Below are 15440 nucleotides of genomic sequence, written 5' to 3' on the forward strand. Positions count from 1 at the left end.
GCTTAAGACCCCCGCAAACTTTTCCCGCGAGGATCACGCAGGGCTCGCATGCCAGGAAGCGTCATGCTCGGAAAGCAAATCTCATTTGCGGTGATGGCCGTGGTCGTCAGCGTGATCGCCGCGAAAGCGCTTATGCGCCTTGCGCCGCATCCCGACGCCGCGCCGCAGAGCGCGCAGCTTCGCCCCGTCGCGCAGCCGGCAGCGCCCGTGCGCGCGGCGCTTCCTGCGCGCATGGGGGAGATGCGCATTCCCGCCGATCAGAGGGGACAATTCTCGACCGACGCCGAAATCAACGGCGCCCGTATCTCGGGCATGCTGGTCGATACGGGCGCGACGCTCGTGGCGCTCTCCTATGAGGACGCCTCGGCCGCCGGTCTCTTTCCGGCGCCGGCGGATTACAAGTATCAGGTCAACACCGCGAATGGCGTCGCCCATGTCGCGCGCGCGACCCTCAACGACGTGCGGATCGGCAATATCGTCGTTCACAATGTGGAGGCGGTGGTCGGCGAGCGCGGCGCGCTGTCGGGGAGCCTGTTGGGCATGGCTTTCCTCTCGAAGCTGTCGCGCTTCTCGGTGGAATCGGGAGCCCTCGTGCTGAAACAATAGGATAGCTTGCGTGGTTTAGCGGATGAGGCAAATTTGGCCGGCGCGCCGGGACGGTGTAAAGGGAGCCCGTCGTTTAGCTCGCAAGGACCGCCCATGCTGCCCAAGCCCGTTTCAATATTGACTCCCAATACTTTCGAATATGAACAAAAGCCGCTCGTGAAGCCGACCGGCTTTCGCGAATATGACGCGCGTTGGCTCTTTGGGCCGGAACTCAATCTGATGGGCGTGCAGGCGCTCGGCATGGGTCTGGGCACGCTGGTCCACGAAATGGGCGTCGCGCCGGACATTGTCACCGGCCATGATTATCGCGCCTATTCTTCCTCCATCAAGCTCGCTCTGGTCGCCGGCCTCATGGCCTCGGGCGTGCGCGTGCGCGACATCGGCCTCGCCTTGTCGCCCATGGCCTATTTCGCGCAATTCGAGCTCGACGCCCCCGCCGTCGCCATGGTTACGGCGTCGCATAACGACAATGGCTGGACCGGCGTGAAGATGGGCGCGCAGCGGCCCGTGACTTTCGGGCCCGATGAGATGAGCCGCCTGAAAGAGATCGTGCTGTCTGGCAAATACCGCCAGGCCGGCGGCGGCGCGTATCACTTCATCGAGAATTTCGGCGCGCGCTATCTCGACGATCTGACCCGCCGCCCGGCCTTTGGGCGCAAGATGAAGGTCGTCGCGGCTTGCGGAAACGGCACGGCCGGCGCCTTCGCGCCGCAGATGCTCGAGCGTCTCGGCTGCGAGGTGATCCCGCTCGACGTCGAGCCCGACTATAATTTCCCGCGTTACAATCCCAATCCCGAAGATCTGGAGATGCTGCACGCCATCGCGCATAAGGTGCGCGAGACGGGCGCCGACGTCGGGCTGGGCTTCGACGGCGACGGCGACCGCTGCGGCGTCGTCGACAACAATGGCGAGGAGATTTTCGCCGATAAGATCGGCGTGATGCTCGCGCGCGATCTCTCCAAGGTCTATCCGGGCGCGAAATTCGTTGTGGACGTGAAGTCGACGGGTCTCTTCGCAACCGACCCCGAGCTGGTCTCCCGCGGCGTTCATACGGATTATTGGAAGACCGGCCACTCTTATATCAAGCGCCGCGTGAACGATCTCAACGCGCTCGCCGGTTTCGAGAAGTCGGGTCACTTCTTCTTCAACGCGCCGATCGGGCGCGGCTATGACGACGGCCTGCTGACGGCGGTGCATGTTCTGGAAATGCTCGATCGCAATCCCCAGAAGAGCATGGCCGATCTCTACAATGATCTGCCGAAGACCTGGGGCTCGCCGACCATGTCGCCGCATTGCGACGACGAAAAGAAATATGAGGTCGTGAAGAAGGTGATCGCGCGCATCGAGGGCATGAAAACGCGCGGCGAAACACTCATCGGTCAGCCGATCCGCGACGTCGTGACGGTCAATGGCGTGCGCGTGACCGTCGCTGACGGCACTTGGGGGCTGGTGCGCGCCTCGTCGAACAAGCCCGAGCTGGTCGTCGTCGTCGAGAGCCCGGTGTCAGAAGCGCGCCTGCGCGAGATGTTCGGCGCGGTGGACGCGATCCTGCGCGAAAATCCTGAAGTCGGCGCCTATAATCAGACGATCTGATGAACGCATAGGAAATCACCGCCGTTATTGCGAGGAGGCGGAGCCGACGAAGCAATCCAGGGGCGCATCGCCGCCCTGGATTGCTTCGCTTGCTCGCAATGACGGGCGCTGAGTAAACCGGCGCTTTTGTGGCTCTGAATTCCCGATCGCTAGCGCAGTTTGGACACGTAGGAAATCACCGCCGTCATTGCGAGGAGGCGGAGCCGAACGAAGCAATCCAGAGCCGCATCGCCGCCCTGGATTGCTTCGCTTCGCTCGCAATGACGGGCGGGGCTCTGAATTCCCGGTCGGGCTTTCAGCCCGCCGGGGAATGACACGCGCCGCGAGGATGGTCAGAACACGATAGTCGCAAAGGCGCGCAGATTGGCGCCGGGCAGCAGCACCTCATCCTTTCGGAAAGAGACGCTGTTACGGATGTCGTCGTTCAGAAGATTGTTGCCGACGAGGCCAAGGGTCATCTCCCTTCCCCAGGGATTGCTCGGCGCAAATTTCATGCGGTAGCTCAGCTCGGCGCGCAGCAGATTGTAGCCCTTGGTCGGCGTTTCGCCGGTCTGCGCAACATCATTCTGGGCGAAGGCATGGAGCAGATTGGCGCGCGCGAGCCAGTTGGCGTCGCGCCAGTAGAGACCGCCGCCGAGCCGGACCGGTGGGATGCGGGGCACATTGCCGCCGCTCGTAAAGCTCGCGCGCACGACGTCGAACTGGTTTTCGACGCCGATCGTTCCGCCCATCAGCGGCGCGACGTCGAGCTGGCTCTGGAACTCCGCGCCACGGAAGACGGCGTTGCGTTGCGAATAAAGCGCAAGCGCCAGATCGCCCGCGCCACCGATGGCGCAACTTGCGAAATCCCTCTGACAGACCGGGCCGGTGAGATTGCGGAAGATGAAGCCGTCGAAGCGCGTGATGTAAAGCGCAGCCTCGAAGCGCAGCGGACCCTCCGCACGACGTAGGCCCAGCTCGAGCGTCTTTGCTTTCTCGATCCGCAAATTCGGGTTGCCGACATCGAAGGTGCCGGTGGCTTCGTGGATGCCGCGCGAGAGCAGCTCCGGCGCGCGCGGCGCGCGCTCGACATATTGCGCGGAGAGGCTGGCGACGAGTCCATATGGCAGATCGTGGAGCAGGCCGAACGCGCCGCTGATCGGCGTGAAGTTCCTGTAGCGGCCGATTGGCGTTGTCGGATCGAGGAAGAGATCGGGCAAGGAGCCTGTCACCTGCACATTCTCGATCCGCCCGGCAAGCTGCGCCTTGAGAGCGTCCGTCAGTTTGAGTTCGTTGAAGAGATAGCCCGCAACGGCTTGGGTCCGGTTCGGATCGTAGAGCCCGCCTTCCAGCCCCGGGGCGGTGAGGAATTGATGATTGCCCTGCACGCCGGCGGCGCTCGTCAGCACGCCGAACGGAAGCGCGATCGGCATGAACTGCATCTCGACCCGCACCTCGAGATCCTTGTTGGTGAAGGACTGCTGCACGCCGTTGAAACCACCCTCGTCGGCGCGTTCGTGGTGCTTGTAGTCGGTGAGCCCCGCCCAGAAGCGTATGGCGTCGACATAGGCCGAGCCGATGTGGAGCTCGCCCTTACCGGTGACCCGGGTCTGACGCATCTCGATGCGGGTGTCGGTCGCCGTCGGCTCGACGCCCGGAACGCGGTAGCGACTGTTGTATTGCGTCACCGCGAAGCCGACGAAGCCGCCGGTGGGGATCAGATAGCTCGCGCCGAGCGAGGCGCCGCCGGAGCGGTTCGACGAATTGGGCTGGCGGCCGACAAAATAGGGCGGCGGCTCCGCGGCGAAGGGATCGACGTCGAGATAGGGGTAGCCGGGAATACGATAGTCGCTCGCGCGACGGCCATGCGCGTCGGCATGCACGACAACATTGCCGCGCCCCGCGTCGAGCAGCGTCGCGTTTTCGAGCAGATTGTCGACAGTCGCGACAGCGCCGCGCGTCTCGACCCGCGCGCAGCCGGTTTCGCGGAATGCGGCGTCGAGCGCGCAGGGCGGCGCTTCGGGAATGCGGTTGTTGGCGACGTTCACCACGCCGCCGATCGCCTGCGAGCCCCAGCGGAGCGTGGCGGGTCCACGCACGACCTCCATCTGGCTCGCGCCGATCGGGTCGAGCGGCACGGCGTGATCCTCGCCCATTTCCGAGACGCCGCTCGCGCCGACGCCGTTCTCTTGTATGCGCACGCGGTAGTTGTCGAGGCCGCGCACGATCGGCCGGCTGGCCGCGCCGGGCGCAAAGCTCGAGCTCGTGAGGCCTGGACGGGAAAAGACGACGTCGCCCAGAGTTGTCCCGGTGGTGGACCGCAGTTCCTCATTCGTGACGACCGTGACGGCGGCGAATTGATCCGGCGCGATTGCCAATACGCCGCGCGGACTCGTCTGCGCGGCCGCAGCCGAGGCGGATTCGTCCGGCGTGGGCGCGTTCCGCCGGATAGGCGGGGCGCTTGGAGCGCGGGCTTGCGCCACCGGCGCGCTCGGACGGCGCTTGATGGGGCTTGTGGCGCCGACCTCGATCGTCGGGAGTGTCTGTTGCGCGGCGGCTGGCGCCGACATTGCGCAAATGCCGACAACCAGCGCGGAAGCGCCCATCAATTCGCCCAAGCCCTTTGATCTCACCGAAGCCTCCCGCCGGATTTGCGCATATGTTATAACATTACAGTCTTCGGTTGGATCAATGAGGGATGTCGCGGCCGAACGAACTTTCCGACCGCTGTTGCGCTACAGCCACACATGGGCCGCAGCAGAGGCGTTGGAGGAGAATGATACGAGATCCGCTGGATTGGTTCCCCGACGCTCGCGCAGCGAGTGATCGGGAATCCAGAGCAAAACCTGCGCTTTTGTGGCTCAGGATCCCTGATCGGGCCTTTGACCCGTCGGGAATGACAAGCGCCAATGCGAGCTATTCAAACGGAAACGGTCCCGAACGATCAGACAGGCGCTGCGGCGTCTGCCCCCAGTTTATGCGGGAGCCCGGTAAGGTGAGGCATATTTTAGAAGTCGTCGCCGCCGGGTTAACGCCTGTCGCAGCAACGATTTGCTTGAGTTACTCGAACGCTCGATGATTACGGCGTAGAGCCGTTACAATTCGTTCCAGAGGTCATGTAATATTGAATATGGGGAGGCGAATATGTGTTGCGGACCGGGGCATAGCTCGTCCGCTGCATGCTCCAGGTCGGCGACGAACTCCATTTGAACATTTCGAAATGGAAGCCCGGCGTGTAGTTGTAGACGACGTCGGCGATGATCATCGGGCCCGTGGGCGGATTGACGCCATTCGTGATGTTGACATAGCTCGTGGGGATCGTCGTGACCGACACCGGCGTCGCATCCGAGGGCGTGAGAACTTGGCAGGGGCGCGCCGATGCGCCGTTGCGGGTGACCGACCAGCTTGTTTTCGCCTGCCACGAAGTTGCCGTCACAGAAGTGATATTCACCTCCGAAATCGTCATTTTCATCGACGTGTCTGCGGTTGGAAGCCCCATCAGCACATTCGCCGCTGAAAAGATCGACGTGATCTCCGCTTCGCTCAAACCCGCTTGCCCGGTTGCGCATTTGGTAGAGGAGGCGCCCGCCGGAGGATTGGGGCAGTCGATCTTTTGCGCCGTCAGATCGGCGAGCGTGTGCGCGACGAGGTCGAGCCTTTGCGACGTCCGCATGCCGCGCGACAATTCGACGAGCCCCATATAAATCACGAGCATCAGAGGCAAGATCAACGCAAATTCGACGGCCGCCATGCCTCTGTCGTCGAGATACGGCCGGCCGCTGTGTCCGACAAAGCGCATCGTCGTTCTCATGGCTCCACACGAAAGGCGGCAATGCCCATGATCATATAGCCCCAGGCGCCGTTATTCTGGGTCTGCCCACTGCGGACTTGCGAGAAGCCGCTGCCGCCCGCGAGCGTGCTGCCGCCCAGGAAGCCCATGATCACGGAAGTCGGATAGGCGACACGGACGATCGCAATTTTACCAGCCGCCGGCATGGCGATCTTGGTCGCGCGAGGGGCCGCCGTAAAGGAGTTGCCAGTGCTCGCCGACGTCCAATCCGAGGGGCTGCTGATGTCGACCAAAAGTTGCGAGCAGTCGAACATGGTCGATAAAGTGCCCGCCTTGACCACACCGCTGGCCTGCCAGGTGCACAGATATTGATCGACGAATTGCTGATAGGTCAGATTGGCCTCGGTGCTGTGGGTCAGCACAGCGCGGCTTGCCATTTCCGTCGCCATCTGCAGTTGAGCCGAGCGAAAATATACCGTGCCGGTTTCGAAGATGGCGCCGATGAGCCCGATGAAGGGCACGCTGATCATCGCAAATTCGACGGCGGTCACGCCGTTGCGATCCGCGAGGAAGCGTTTTGGCGTCAGTTGCTTTACGAATCGTCGCAGTCTGTTCGTCACGCGAGCCGCCATGTTCGATTCGAGCTGTATTCTTACTGTCGCGAAACAAGCTGGCCGGAGACCCCGGGAGCTAGCGTCGCGCCGATGAGGCGGCCGTGTCGTAGGCCTTGGCAGCGTCGATGGTCGTGTTCATATATTGCACGTCGTCCGCGAGATCGACGGCCTTCGCGCATTTGGGATTGCAGGAAAGCGATTCGCGATGAAGGCCGCGCTGAACGACGACCTTGCTTTCTGAAGGGACGACGGTGACGATCGACTCGCCAACCTGCGCGCCGCTTCGATCCAGAACGATCAAATTCGTCGACCCGAAGCTCTTCCCCGTGATGACCATGAGCTGGCTGTTCTTGAGCATCGTCACGTCGGCGACGAGCGGATTGCCGATCACGAGCGTCTGCGCGCCCTGCGGAATCTTCACGATACGCGCATAGTCGATATCCACGCGGATTGCGCGGTCGTCGGCGGGCGCGGCCGAAGCCGCCGCCGCGTGAAATCCAGCGACGCTGGCAATTACAAGCAAGGCCTCGCGGAAAAGAGGCAGAGACAGCTTCATTCGGTTCACCATGCAGCGCGCCTGATGCGGCGAGTTCCCGCGGGCTGGAGGCTTGCCGAGCGTTTCGGGTGGACGAAAAAAGCGTGGCTGCTCCGCTGACCGACTAAAGCAGCCAATGGTGAAGGGATCGCTAAAAATGTCTCGAATCTCTGGCGTATGATTCGGGGTTCAGAGAGGATGGGCCAGAGGAGCGGCAACGGGAAAAGGTAGAATTTTCTCGAACATACGAGCGAATGGATCGGCCGCCTTCGCGGCGGATGACGCGAATAAAAACATCAAGCTACGCTGCGAAAACGGTCAACGAACTTGAAAGGTTTGGGCGTTAGTTTGCGGACATTCGCTTGAGCCAAGACAACGGAGCGGCTCGACGGATCGTGAACTCAATTCGGAGCAGGAACATGAACCAGATCTTCGCGCGTTTCGTGAGAGACGAATCCGGCGCCACCGCGATCGAATACGGCCTGATTGCGGCGCTCATCGGCGTCGTCATTATTGGGGCCGTAACAACTCTTGGCACCAAGCTCTCGTCAACTTTTTCAAAGGTCGCCGGCAACCTGGGCTGACCGACCTCCTTCTTATGGAAGCCTGGAGACGGCCCCTCGATGGGGCCGTCCTCGTTTCCAAGCGGATATTTCAGCGCGCCTGCTTAACGGCGGGTTAATCGTTTCAATTTAATTAGCCAACAAGCGCCTTTATGCGCCCTCCCATGCTTTTCCAGGCAGCATCTTAAATGATCGAGTCAGCCGCGCTCATCGTCTTCCCGGCCGCCATGGTTTTTGCGGCCTTCTCCGATCTTTTCACCATGACGATACCCAACCGCGTCTCGCTCATTCTCATCGTCGTCTATTTCGCGCTCGCGGCCTATATCCCGCTTTCCTGGAACGTCATTGTAACGCATGTCTCCTGCGGGCTCGCCGTTCTTGCGCTGACTTTCGTGCTTTTCCAACGCGGCTGGGTCGGCGGCGGCGACGCCAAGCTCGCCTCTGCGACAGCGCTTTGGCTCGGTTGGGAGAATCTGCTCGATTACGGCCTGGTCGCGTCCATCGCTGGCGGCGCGCTCACCCTCGTGATCATGATGATGCGTTGGAACGAGTTGCCCAGCCGCTTGCTCTCCGTAAAATTCATCGCGCGTCTCGCCGAGAAGACGAACGGCGTGCCTTATGGAATTGCGTTGGCGATCGCCGGTCTGCTCATCTATCCGCAGACGGGCCTCTGGAGCCGCCTCGGCGGGCTCTGACCGACCGCTACCCGCGCGGGAACGATAATGAAAAGCAACTTCACAATCTGCCGAAGGTAGGGCAGATCGTTGGCGGGCGCGGCTGCACCTTATGAAAATACATTACTTGTAAGAACTAATTAACCCTAATTTGACTTTTCTGCGCTTGAATTTCGATCGACCGCCGTGTGGCGGGCCTTGGATTCGGGCACGATGAATAAAGCACAAATGGCAGTTCTGGGCGTTGCGGTCGCCGCTGGCGGCGCTGCGTTCTTGATGATGAACACATCCAGTCCGCCGCCCTCGCCCGTGGAGGTCGCAGCGCCTCAGCCGCCGGTCAATGTCGATCAGGTGCTCGTCGCCGCCCGTGATCTTCCTTACGGCACGGAGATCGCCGACGCCGACACGAATTGGGTCGATTGGCCGTCCGCAGCCCTTCCGCCGGGGGCGCTGACGAAGAGCACGGCGCCGAACGCCAAAGAGGACGTGAAGTCCTCTTACGTGCGCATCCCGATTTCCGCGAATGAGCCAGTGCGTAAGGAACGCTTGGTCAAGGGCGTTACCGCCGGCCTGATGTCGACCATGGTGTCGCCGGGCAAACGCGCTGTCGCCATCGATGTGACGCTCAACAACACGGCGGGCGGATTCATCCTTCCCAACGATCGCGTCGACGTCATTCGCACGTACCGCGATGCGGAGGCCACGAAAGATCTCGGGCACGAGGTCTATGGCTCCGAGGTCGTTCTTTCGAATGTGCGCGTCCTCGCGATGGGGCAGACGATCGAGAAAAAAGGCGCGGAGCCCGTTGTGACCGGTTCGACCGCCACTCTCGAGCTCGATCCCCGTCAAGCCGAGCTCATCGTTCTCGCCCAGCGCACCGGACAGCTCGTCCTTTCCCTGCGACCCATCACCGACGCGATCGCAAAGGACGCCTCCGCCGAGGCGCCCAATGACGGTTCCGGCGAAGACACGCTGACCGTCGTCAAACATGGCGTACCCGCAAATCTTCGAACGAAGTGAGCGCCTCGATGCGATCCGCGACCCTGTTTCCCCCGTTTTTTCGAAGGCCGCCCATGAGCCGTTTGACCCATAATCTGATCGGCGCGGCCGTGGCGGCGCTTGCGATCGCCGCCGCGGTGACCGCGCCGGCCAAGGCGCAGGGGCCGATCCCCGGCGGAATCGAAGCGGACGCCAGCGCGACGCTTGCTCGACGCATCATGATGGGCGTCGGCAAATCCATGATCGTCGATTTGCCGCGCGACGTCTCCGAAGTGATCATCGGCAATCCGAAGGTCGCCGACGCTGTCGTTCGCACGCCGCGCAAGCTTTATTTGATCGGCGGCGAGAACGGTCAGACAACTGTTATCGGACTCGACGCGAATGGGCGGCAGGTCGCCAATCTCGAAATCAGCGTCGGCCGCGACGTCGGCGAATTGATGCCGCTTCTGAGAGCTGCGCTGCCGAAATCGAACATCATCGCCCGCACGGTCAATGACGTCATTATCCTCACCGGCAATGTCAGCTCCGCTGGCGAGGCTCAGCGCGCCGTGGACATCGCCAAGGGCTTCGCCTCGCGAGTCATGAATTCTGCGGGCGCGGGGGGCGCAGCTTCGACCAGCGCGCCGGGCGGCGCCGCGGGCGCCGACGGATATGTCGTCAACGCGATGACGATTCGCGGCGAAGAACAGGTGATGCTGAAGGTCACGGTCGCGGAAGTCGACCGAAACATCATCAAGCAGCTCGGTTTCTCTCCGCAGTCTGGCGGCGATCTGTTGTTGAACGGCGGCTGGGGCAAATTCGTCCAGGAAAATCCCTTCGCCGTGAACGGGGGATTGAGCGCCACTGCGCTCACGATCAACGGTCCCAACAACACGGCCGCGACGCTGAAGGCGTTCGAGCGGTACGGCGTTTCGCGCGTGCTCGCCGAACCAACGGTCACGGCCATTTCGGGCGAGCAGGCAAAGATGCTTGTCGGCGGCGAAATCCCCGTGCCAGGTTCCTGCGGCACGACGTCGAGCGGCTTCTGCGTGAACCCAGGCATCGTGTTCAAGCCATATGGCGTCTCGTTGAACTTCATTCCGGTCGTTCTATCCGAGGGCCGCATCTCCTTGCGCCTGTCGACCGAAGTCACCGAGGTCGACAAGCAGAATTCCTACACTTACGCCAATGTGACCGTTCCTGGCTTCAAGAGCCGCAAGAACGAAACGACGGTCGAACTTCCCTCGGGGGGCTCGATCGCCACGGCGGGATTGCTCACGCATACGACCCAGCAAGCGATCAACGGCGTTCCGGGTCTGCTCAATCTGCCGATTCTCGGCTCCTTGTTCAGATCGCGGGACTATCAGCGCAACGAGTCGGAGCTGCTCATCATCGTCACGCCCTATGCGGCGCGAGCGCTCACGCAACAGGAGATTTCGCGGCCTGATGACGGCTTCGCGGACGCTTCGGACCCGCAGGCCTGGTTGCTGGGGCGCGTGAACCGCATTTATTCGACCCGCAGCAATCCGCAAATGATGCAGAACTTCAAAGGTCGTATCGGATTCATTCACGACTGACGCGCGCGACGGCCGCGAAGGATGAGAAATATGCCCACGCAAATGCAGATAGCGGAGCCGCTCGGCGTCTTCGCGAAGAAAACCAGGCCCCGAACGCGACGTCTCGCCGGAGTTTTGGCCGCAGCTCTCCTGGCGCCGCTCGGAGCCTGCGGCGTCCAGAGAACTCTGCCGCCGCCCGCGACGCCTCACGACTATCATGATCGCCACCCGGTCGTGCTGAGCGACGCGCCGCAGGTGCTCGATGTGTTCCCGTCGTCTTTTCGCGGCCACATCGACAACGACACGCAGGGACGCATCAACGAGTTTGTGGCGCGTTACAGGGAATTTGGCCACGGCCAGATCACCATGTTGACCCCGGTTGGAAGCCCGGCTGCTGCGGCGAGCGCCGCGGAGGCGAATGCCGTGCGCCGTGCGCTTGCCTATGCGGGAATTGGCGGAAACATCATCGGCGGCACGTATCCGGTGACCGATCCCAAGCTCGCCGCGCCCATTCGTCTGTCTTTCCAATCCTTGAAGGCGAAAGTGGCCGGTCGCTGCGGCGAATGGCCGAGGGACCTTGCCTCCGGCTCGTCCGTCGACGGCTGGGAGAATCAGACCTATTGGAATTTTGGCTGCGCCTCGCAGGCGACGCTGTCCGCGCAAGTCGCCGATCCGCGTGATCTTGCAAATCCGCGCGGCGAAACGCCGTCCGACATCGAGCTGCGCATGCGCAATATCAACAAAATGCGTCGCGGCGAAGAACCGAGCACGATGTGGCGGCTCAAGGCGAGCGACATCAGCCAGGTCGGGGGAAGCTAATCATGTCCGACAAACACGGCGAACGCGACGCTGCGGTTCAGATCGCGCCGGTTCCACGGATTTCGGTGCAGGGATTCTGCGAGTCTCAGGACGTCGCGCAGGTGATCGAAAACGCGGCCACAGACCGGCGCATGAGCAAGGCGCATGTGAAGGTTCACATGGGCGGGATTGCCGCGGCCGTGGAAGCCTACCGTACCGCGCCGACGCCTAATCTCATCGTCCTCGAGACCTATGCGGATCGGACGGTGCTGATGGAGCAGCTCGATAGTCTGGCCGAGTTTTGCGACTCGGGGACCAAGGTCATGGTCATCGGCCATGAAAACGACATCGCGCTCTATCGCGAGCTGACGGCGCGCGGCGTCAGCGATTATGTCGTCGCGCCGCTCGACGTTCTCACATTCATCGGGCAGGTGTCTCACCTCTATAATGGTCCGCACGCCGAGGTGATCGGCAAATTGATCGCGGTGGTCGGCGCCAAGGGCGGCGTCGGCGCTTCGACGATCTGCCACAACCTTGCCTGGTCGATCTCGCGCCAGCTCGAGTGCCAGACGGTGATCGTCGATCTCGATCTGCCATTCGGCACAGCGGGTCTTGATTTCAACCAGGACCCGCCGCAGGGCGTCGCGGACGCAGTCTTCTCGCCCGAGCGATTGGACACGGCTTTCGTCGATCGCCTTCTGTCGAAATGCAGCGACACCCTCAGCATTCTTGCCGCGCCGGCGACGGTGGAGCGGCTTTACGATCTTCAGGAGCAGGCTTTCGACGCAACGCTCGACATTCTACGCTCCACGACGCCGTGCTCCATTTTGGATGTCCCCCATCAATGGTCTGCCTGGACAAAGCGCGTCCTGGTCGCGGCCGACGAGGTGGTTCTGGTCGCTTCCCCCGATCTTGCCAATTTGCGAAACGCGAAGACGCTGATGGATGCGCTTCGCGCCCAGCGCGTCAATGATCCGGCGCCTCGGCTCGTGCTCAACATGGTCGGCGTGCCGCGCCGCCCGGAAATTGCCATTCCGGAGTTTGCAAAAGCAATCGAGGTCGAGCCCGTCGGAGTCGTGCCATTCGAGCCGAAGCTGTTCGGGACCGCGGCGAATAACGGCCAGATGCTCGCGGAGGTGGAGGCGGGCTCCAAGATCGTCGAAGCGCTCGACGACATCGCGCGGCAATTGATGGGGCGCGTCGTGGTGCGGCGCGCCAAGAAGACTCTGCTTTCGCCGCTCCTCGATCATTTCGTGCGTAAGAAGGCGAGCTGAAGACCGTCGCAGCATCTACCGCATCGGCCAGGGATAATCGGCAATGTTCGGAAAGCGTACGAGTGTCGGCGATATGGCGCATCGGCCCCGGGGACCGGCTGCAGCGACCATGGTCAAGCCGCAACTGCCTTTGCCTGTGGCGCCGAGTTACGAGCCAGCGGTCCCGGCGCCGGCGCCAGCGCCCGAGCAAAAGAAGTCCGAAGAATATTATCTGACGAAGAGCGTCATCTTCGGCGCGCTGATCGAGGCGATCGACCTCGCGCAGCTCTCGAAGCTCGACCCCGAGAACGCCCGCGAAGAAATTCGCGACATCGTCAACGAAATCGTCGCCATCAAAAATGTCGTGATGTCGATCGCCGAGCAGGAGGAGCTGCTCGACGATATCTGTAACGACGTTCTCGGATATGGCCCGCTCGAGCCTTTGCTCGCGCGCGACGACATTGCGGACATCATGGTCAATGGCGCGTTCAAGACCTATATCGAAGTCGGCGGCAAGATTCAGCTTACGAACATTCGCTTCCGGGACAATGCGCAACTGATGAACATCTGTCAGCGCATCGTGTCCCAGGTCGGCCGTCGCGTCGACGAGGCGTCGCCGATCTGTGACGCGCGTCTGCTCGACGGCTCGCGCGTCAATGTGATTGCGCCGCCGCTAGCGATCGACGGTCCAGCGCTCACCATTCGTAAGTTCAAGAAGGACAAGCTGACCCTCGACCAGCTAATGCGCTTTGGCGCGATTTCGCCAGAGGGCGGCGAGGTGCTCAAGATTATCGGCCGCGTTCGCTGCAACGTGCTCATCTCTGGCGGCACCGGCTCGGGTAAAACGACTCTGCTGAACTGTCTTACAAATTACATCGACGTCGACGAGCGGGTCATTACCTGTGAGGACGCAGCGGAGCTGCAACTCCAACAACCGCATGTCGTGCGTCTTGAAACGCGACCGCCGAACCTCGAAGGGCAGGGCGCGGTGACGATGCGCGATTTGGTCAAGAACTGCCTGCGTATGCGTCCGGAACGCATCATCGTGGGCGAGGTGCGCGGACCGGAGGCTTTCGATCTGTTGCAGGCGATGAACACTGGCCACGACGGCTCGATGGGGACGCTCCACGCCAACTCGCCGCGCGAAGCGCTCGGCCGCCTCGAGTCGATGATCACCATGGGCGGTTTCGCGCTGCCGGGGAAAACCATCCGCGACATGATCGTGTCGTCGATCGACGTAATCATTCAGGCCGCGCGCCTGCGCGACGGCTCTCGCCGGATCACGCACATTAGTGAAGTTCTCGGGCTCGAAGGCGATGTCGTGACCATGCAGGATCTCTTTGTTTACGAGATCCTCGGCGAGGATGCGAATGGGAAGATCGTGGGCCGGCACCGTTCGACCGGCATCGGCCGTCCAAGATTCTGGGAGCGTGCGCGCTACTATGGCGAAGACGAGCGTCTCGCTGCAGCGCTCGACGCCGCGGATGTGGGCGATCTGGAAAAATAAGAGGTCGAGGGCCAGGGTATGGATCGGCAGATTATTGTCGTGGCGTTGATCGTGCTCGCTGTTGCGGCGCTGATGTACGTCTTCGTCTATCCCTATCTCTCCGGCGACATCAAAGCCCAGAAGCGCCAAGCGGCGCTGATGACCGGTCCCGCCGAACGGTCGAGCAATGCGAGAGGCGGCGATCCGGCGAAGCGTCGCAAAGCCATCGCGGACAGCCTGAAGGAAGTCGAGGAAAAGAACAAAAAGCAGCGGGTCACGCTCGAGCAGAGCATCGCTCAAGCGGGTTTGACCTGGTCCAAGGAGGCCTTTCTCGGGGCCTCGGTGGGGTTCGGGCTGTTTATTGGATTTCTCGTCTTCGTCGTCAACGGCGACGTATTGGTGGCGTTAGGCGCCGCTGCTGTCGGCATGTTCGGATTGCCGAATTGGATTCTGTCTTTCTTACGCAAGCGTCGTATCGCAAAGTTCATCGACGAATTTCCGGGCGCCATCGAAGTGATCATCCGCGGCGTCAAGGCTGGCTTGCCGGTCGGCGACTGCTTTCGCGTGATCGCTGCGGAGGGGCAGGAGCCTGTGCGCGGCGAGTTCAAACGTATCGTCGAATCGCAGGCGATCGGCCTTTCGATCGGCGAAGCGTCCGAGCGCTTCGCCGAGCGCGTGCCGGTGCCCGAGGTTTCGTTCTTTTCCATCGTGATCAACATTCAGCAGAAATCCGGCGGCAATCTTTCCGAAGCTTTGTCCAATCTTTCGGCGGTTCTTCGTGACCGCAAAAAGATGAAGGGAAAGGTGCAGGCGATGTCCTCCGAAGCAAAGGCGTCGGCCGGCATCATCGGCAGTCTGCCTTTCCTCGTCGGCGGCGCAGTGTTTTTCACCACCCCCTCCTACATGATGATCCTGTTCACCTCGACGCTCGGCAAGATCATTATCGCCGGATGCCTTTTGTGGATGGCGATCGGCGTGTTCATCATGCGTAAGATGATCAACTTCGACATATAGA

14 protein-coding genes are annotated in these 15440 nt (G+C 61.8%); 10 read left to right on the top strand and 4 right to left on the bottom strand.

Annotated elements, in window-relative coordinates:
- Nucleotides 1–63: 63 nt before the first annotated feature.
- Nucleotides 64–606 carry a TIGR02281 family clan AA aspartic protease gene (locus JJT62_RS09570; RefSeq protein ID WP_202072504.1) on the top strand — a complete coding sequence of 181 codons (543 nt, stop codon included), beginning with the start codon at nucleotides 64–66 and terminating at the stop codon, nucleotides 604–606.
- Nucleotides 607–699: 93 nt separating this feature from the next.
- Nucleotides 700–2199, top strand: coding sequence for a phosphomannomutase/phosphoglucomutase (locus tag JJT62_RS09575; RefSeq protein WP_202072505.1), 1500 nt, complete (start codon nucleotides 700–702; stop codon nucleotides 2197–2199).
- Between the two features lie 332 nt (nucleotides 2200–2531).
- Here JJT62_RS09575 and JJT62_RS09580 read toward each other — a convergent pair whose 3' ends face one another.
- From JJT62_RS09580 to JJT62_RS09595, 4 genes are all read right to left on the bottom strand, one after another.
- On the bottom strand, nucleotides 2532–4784 hold the full coding sequence (locus JJT62_RS09580) for a TonB-dependent receptor (RefSeq protein ID WP_202072831.1): 2253 nt from the start codon (nucleotides 4782–4784) through the stop codon (nucleotides 2532–2534).
- Nucleotides 4785–5257: 473 nt separating this feature from the next.
- Nucleotides 5258–5989, bottom strand: coding sequence for a TadE family protein (locus JJT62_RS09585; RefSeq protein WP_246744807.1), 732 nt, complete (start codon nucleotides 5987–5989; stop codon nucleotides 5258–5260).
- Nucleotides 5986–6588 carry a TadE/TadG family type IV pilus assembly protein gene (locus JJT62_RS09590; protein ID WP_370568514.1) on the bottom strand — a complete coding sequence of 201 codons (603 nt, stop codon included), beginning with the start codon at nucleotides 6586–6588 and terminating at the stop codon, nucleotides 5986–5988. The genes JJT62_RS09585 and JJT62_RS09590 overlap by 4 nt, the downstream gene beginning before the upstream one ends.
- Before the next feature lie 70 nt (nucleotides 6589–6658).
- Nucleotides 6659–7138: a pilus assembly protein N-terminal domain-containing protein gene (locus JJT62_RS09595; RefSeq protein WP_246744808.1), complete on the bottom strand. Its 480-nt coding sequence runs from the start codon at nucleotides 7136–7138 to the stop codon at nucleotides 6659–6661.
- Nucleotides 7139–7536: 398 nt separating this feature from the next.
- On the opposite strand from JJT62_RS09595, the gene JJT62_RS09600 reads away from it, so the two are divergent.
- The 8 genes from JJT62_RS09600 to JJT62_RS09635 all read left to right on the top strand — a co-directional run bounded on the left by JJT62_RS09600 (nucleotide 7537) and on the right by JJT62_RS09635 (nucleotide 15439).
- A complete protein-coding gene (locus JJT62_RS09600; RefSeq protein WP_202072508.1) occupies nucleotides 7537–7701 on the top strand; it encodes a Flp family type IVb pilin in 165 nt (54 codons plus the stop codon).
- Between the two features lie 167 nt (nucleotides 7702–7868).
- Nucleotides 7869–8375 carry a prepilin peptidase gene (locus JJT62_RS09605; RefSeq protein ID WP_202072509.1) on the top strand — a complete coding sequence of 169 codons (507 nt, stop codon included), beginning with the start codon at nucleotides 7869–7871 and terminating at the stop codon, nucleotides 8373–8375.
- 192 nt (nucleotides 8376–8567) lie between these two features.
- Nucleotides 8568–9374 (top strand): Flp pilus assembly protein CpaB, encoded by an 807-nt coding sequence (cpaB, locus tag JJT62_RS09610; protein ID WP_202072510.1) that lies wholly within the window; start codon nucleotides 8568–8570, stop codon nucleotides 9372–9374.
- Between the two features lie 53 nt (nucleotides 9375–9427).
- Complete coding sequence (locus JJT62_RS09615; RefSeq protein WP_202072511.1) at nucleotides 9428–10909, top strand: type II and III secretion system protein family protein; 1482 nt, start codon at nucleotides 9428–9430, stop codon at nucleotides 10907–10909.
- Between the two features lie 114 nt (nucleotides 10910–11023).
- On the top strand, nucleotides 11024–11707 hold the full coding sequence (locus tag JJT62_RS09620; RefSeq protein WP_246744809.1) for a CpaD family pilus assembly protein: 684 nt from the start codon (nucleotides 11024–11026) through the stop codon (nucleotides 11705–11707).
- A 2-nt stretch (nucleotides 11708–11709) separates the two neighbouring features.
- Complete coding sequence (locus tag JJT62_RS09625; RefSeq protein WP_202072513.1) at nucleotides 11710–12960, top strand: P-loop NTPase; 1251 nt, start codon at nucleotides 11710–11712, stop codon at nucleotides 12958–12960.
- Between the two features lie 43 nt (nucleotides 12961–13003).
- Nucleotides 13004–14446: a CpaF family protein gene (locus JJT62_RS09630; protein WP_202072514.1), complete on the top strand. Its 1443-nt coding sequence runs from the start codon at nucleotides 13004–13006 to the stop codon at nucleotides 14444–14446.
- A gap of 18 nt (nucleotides 14447–14464) precedes the next feature.
- Nucleotides 14465–15439, top strand: a complete 975-nt coding sequence (locus tag JJT62_RS09635) for a type II secretion system F family protein (RefSeq protein WP_202072515.1) — start codon at nucleotides 14465–14467, stop codon at nucleotides 15437–15439.
- Nucleotide 15440 lies beyond the last annotated feature (1 nt).

Source organism: Methylocystis sp. Sn-Cys (genome assembly GCF_016745395.1).
Lineage (GTDB): Bacteria > Pseudomonadota > Alphaproteobacteria > Rhizobiales > Beijerinckiaceae > Methylocystis > Methylocystis iwaonis.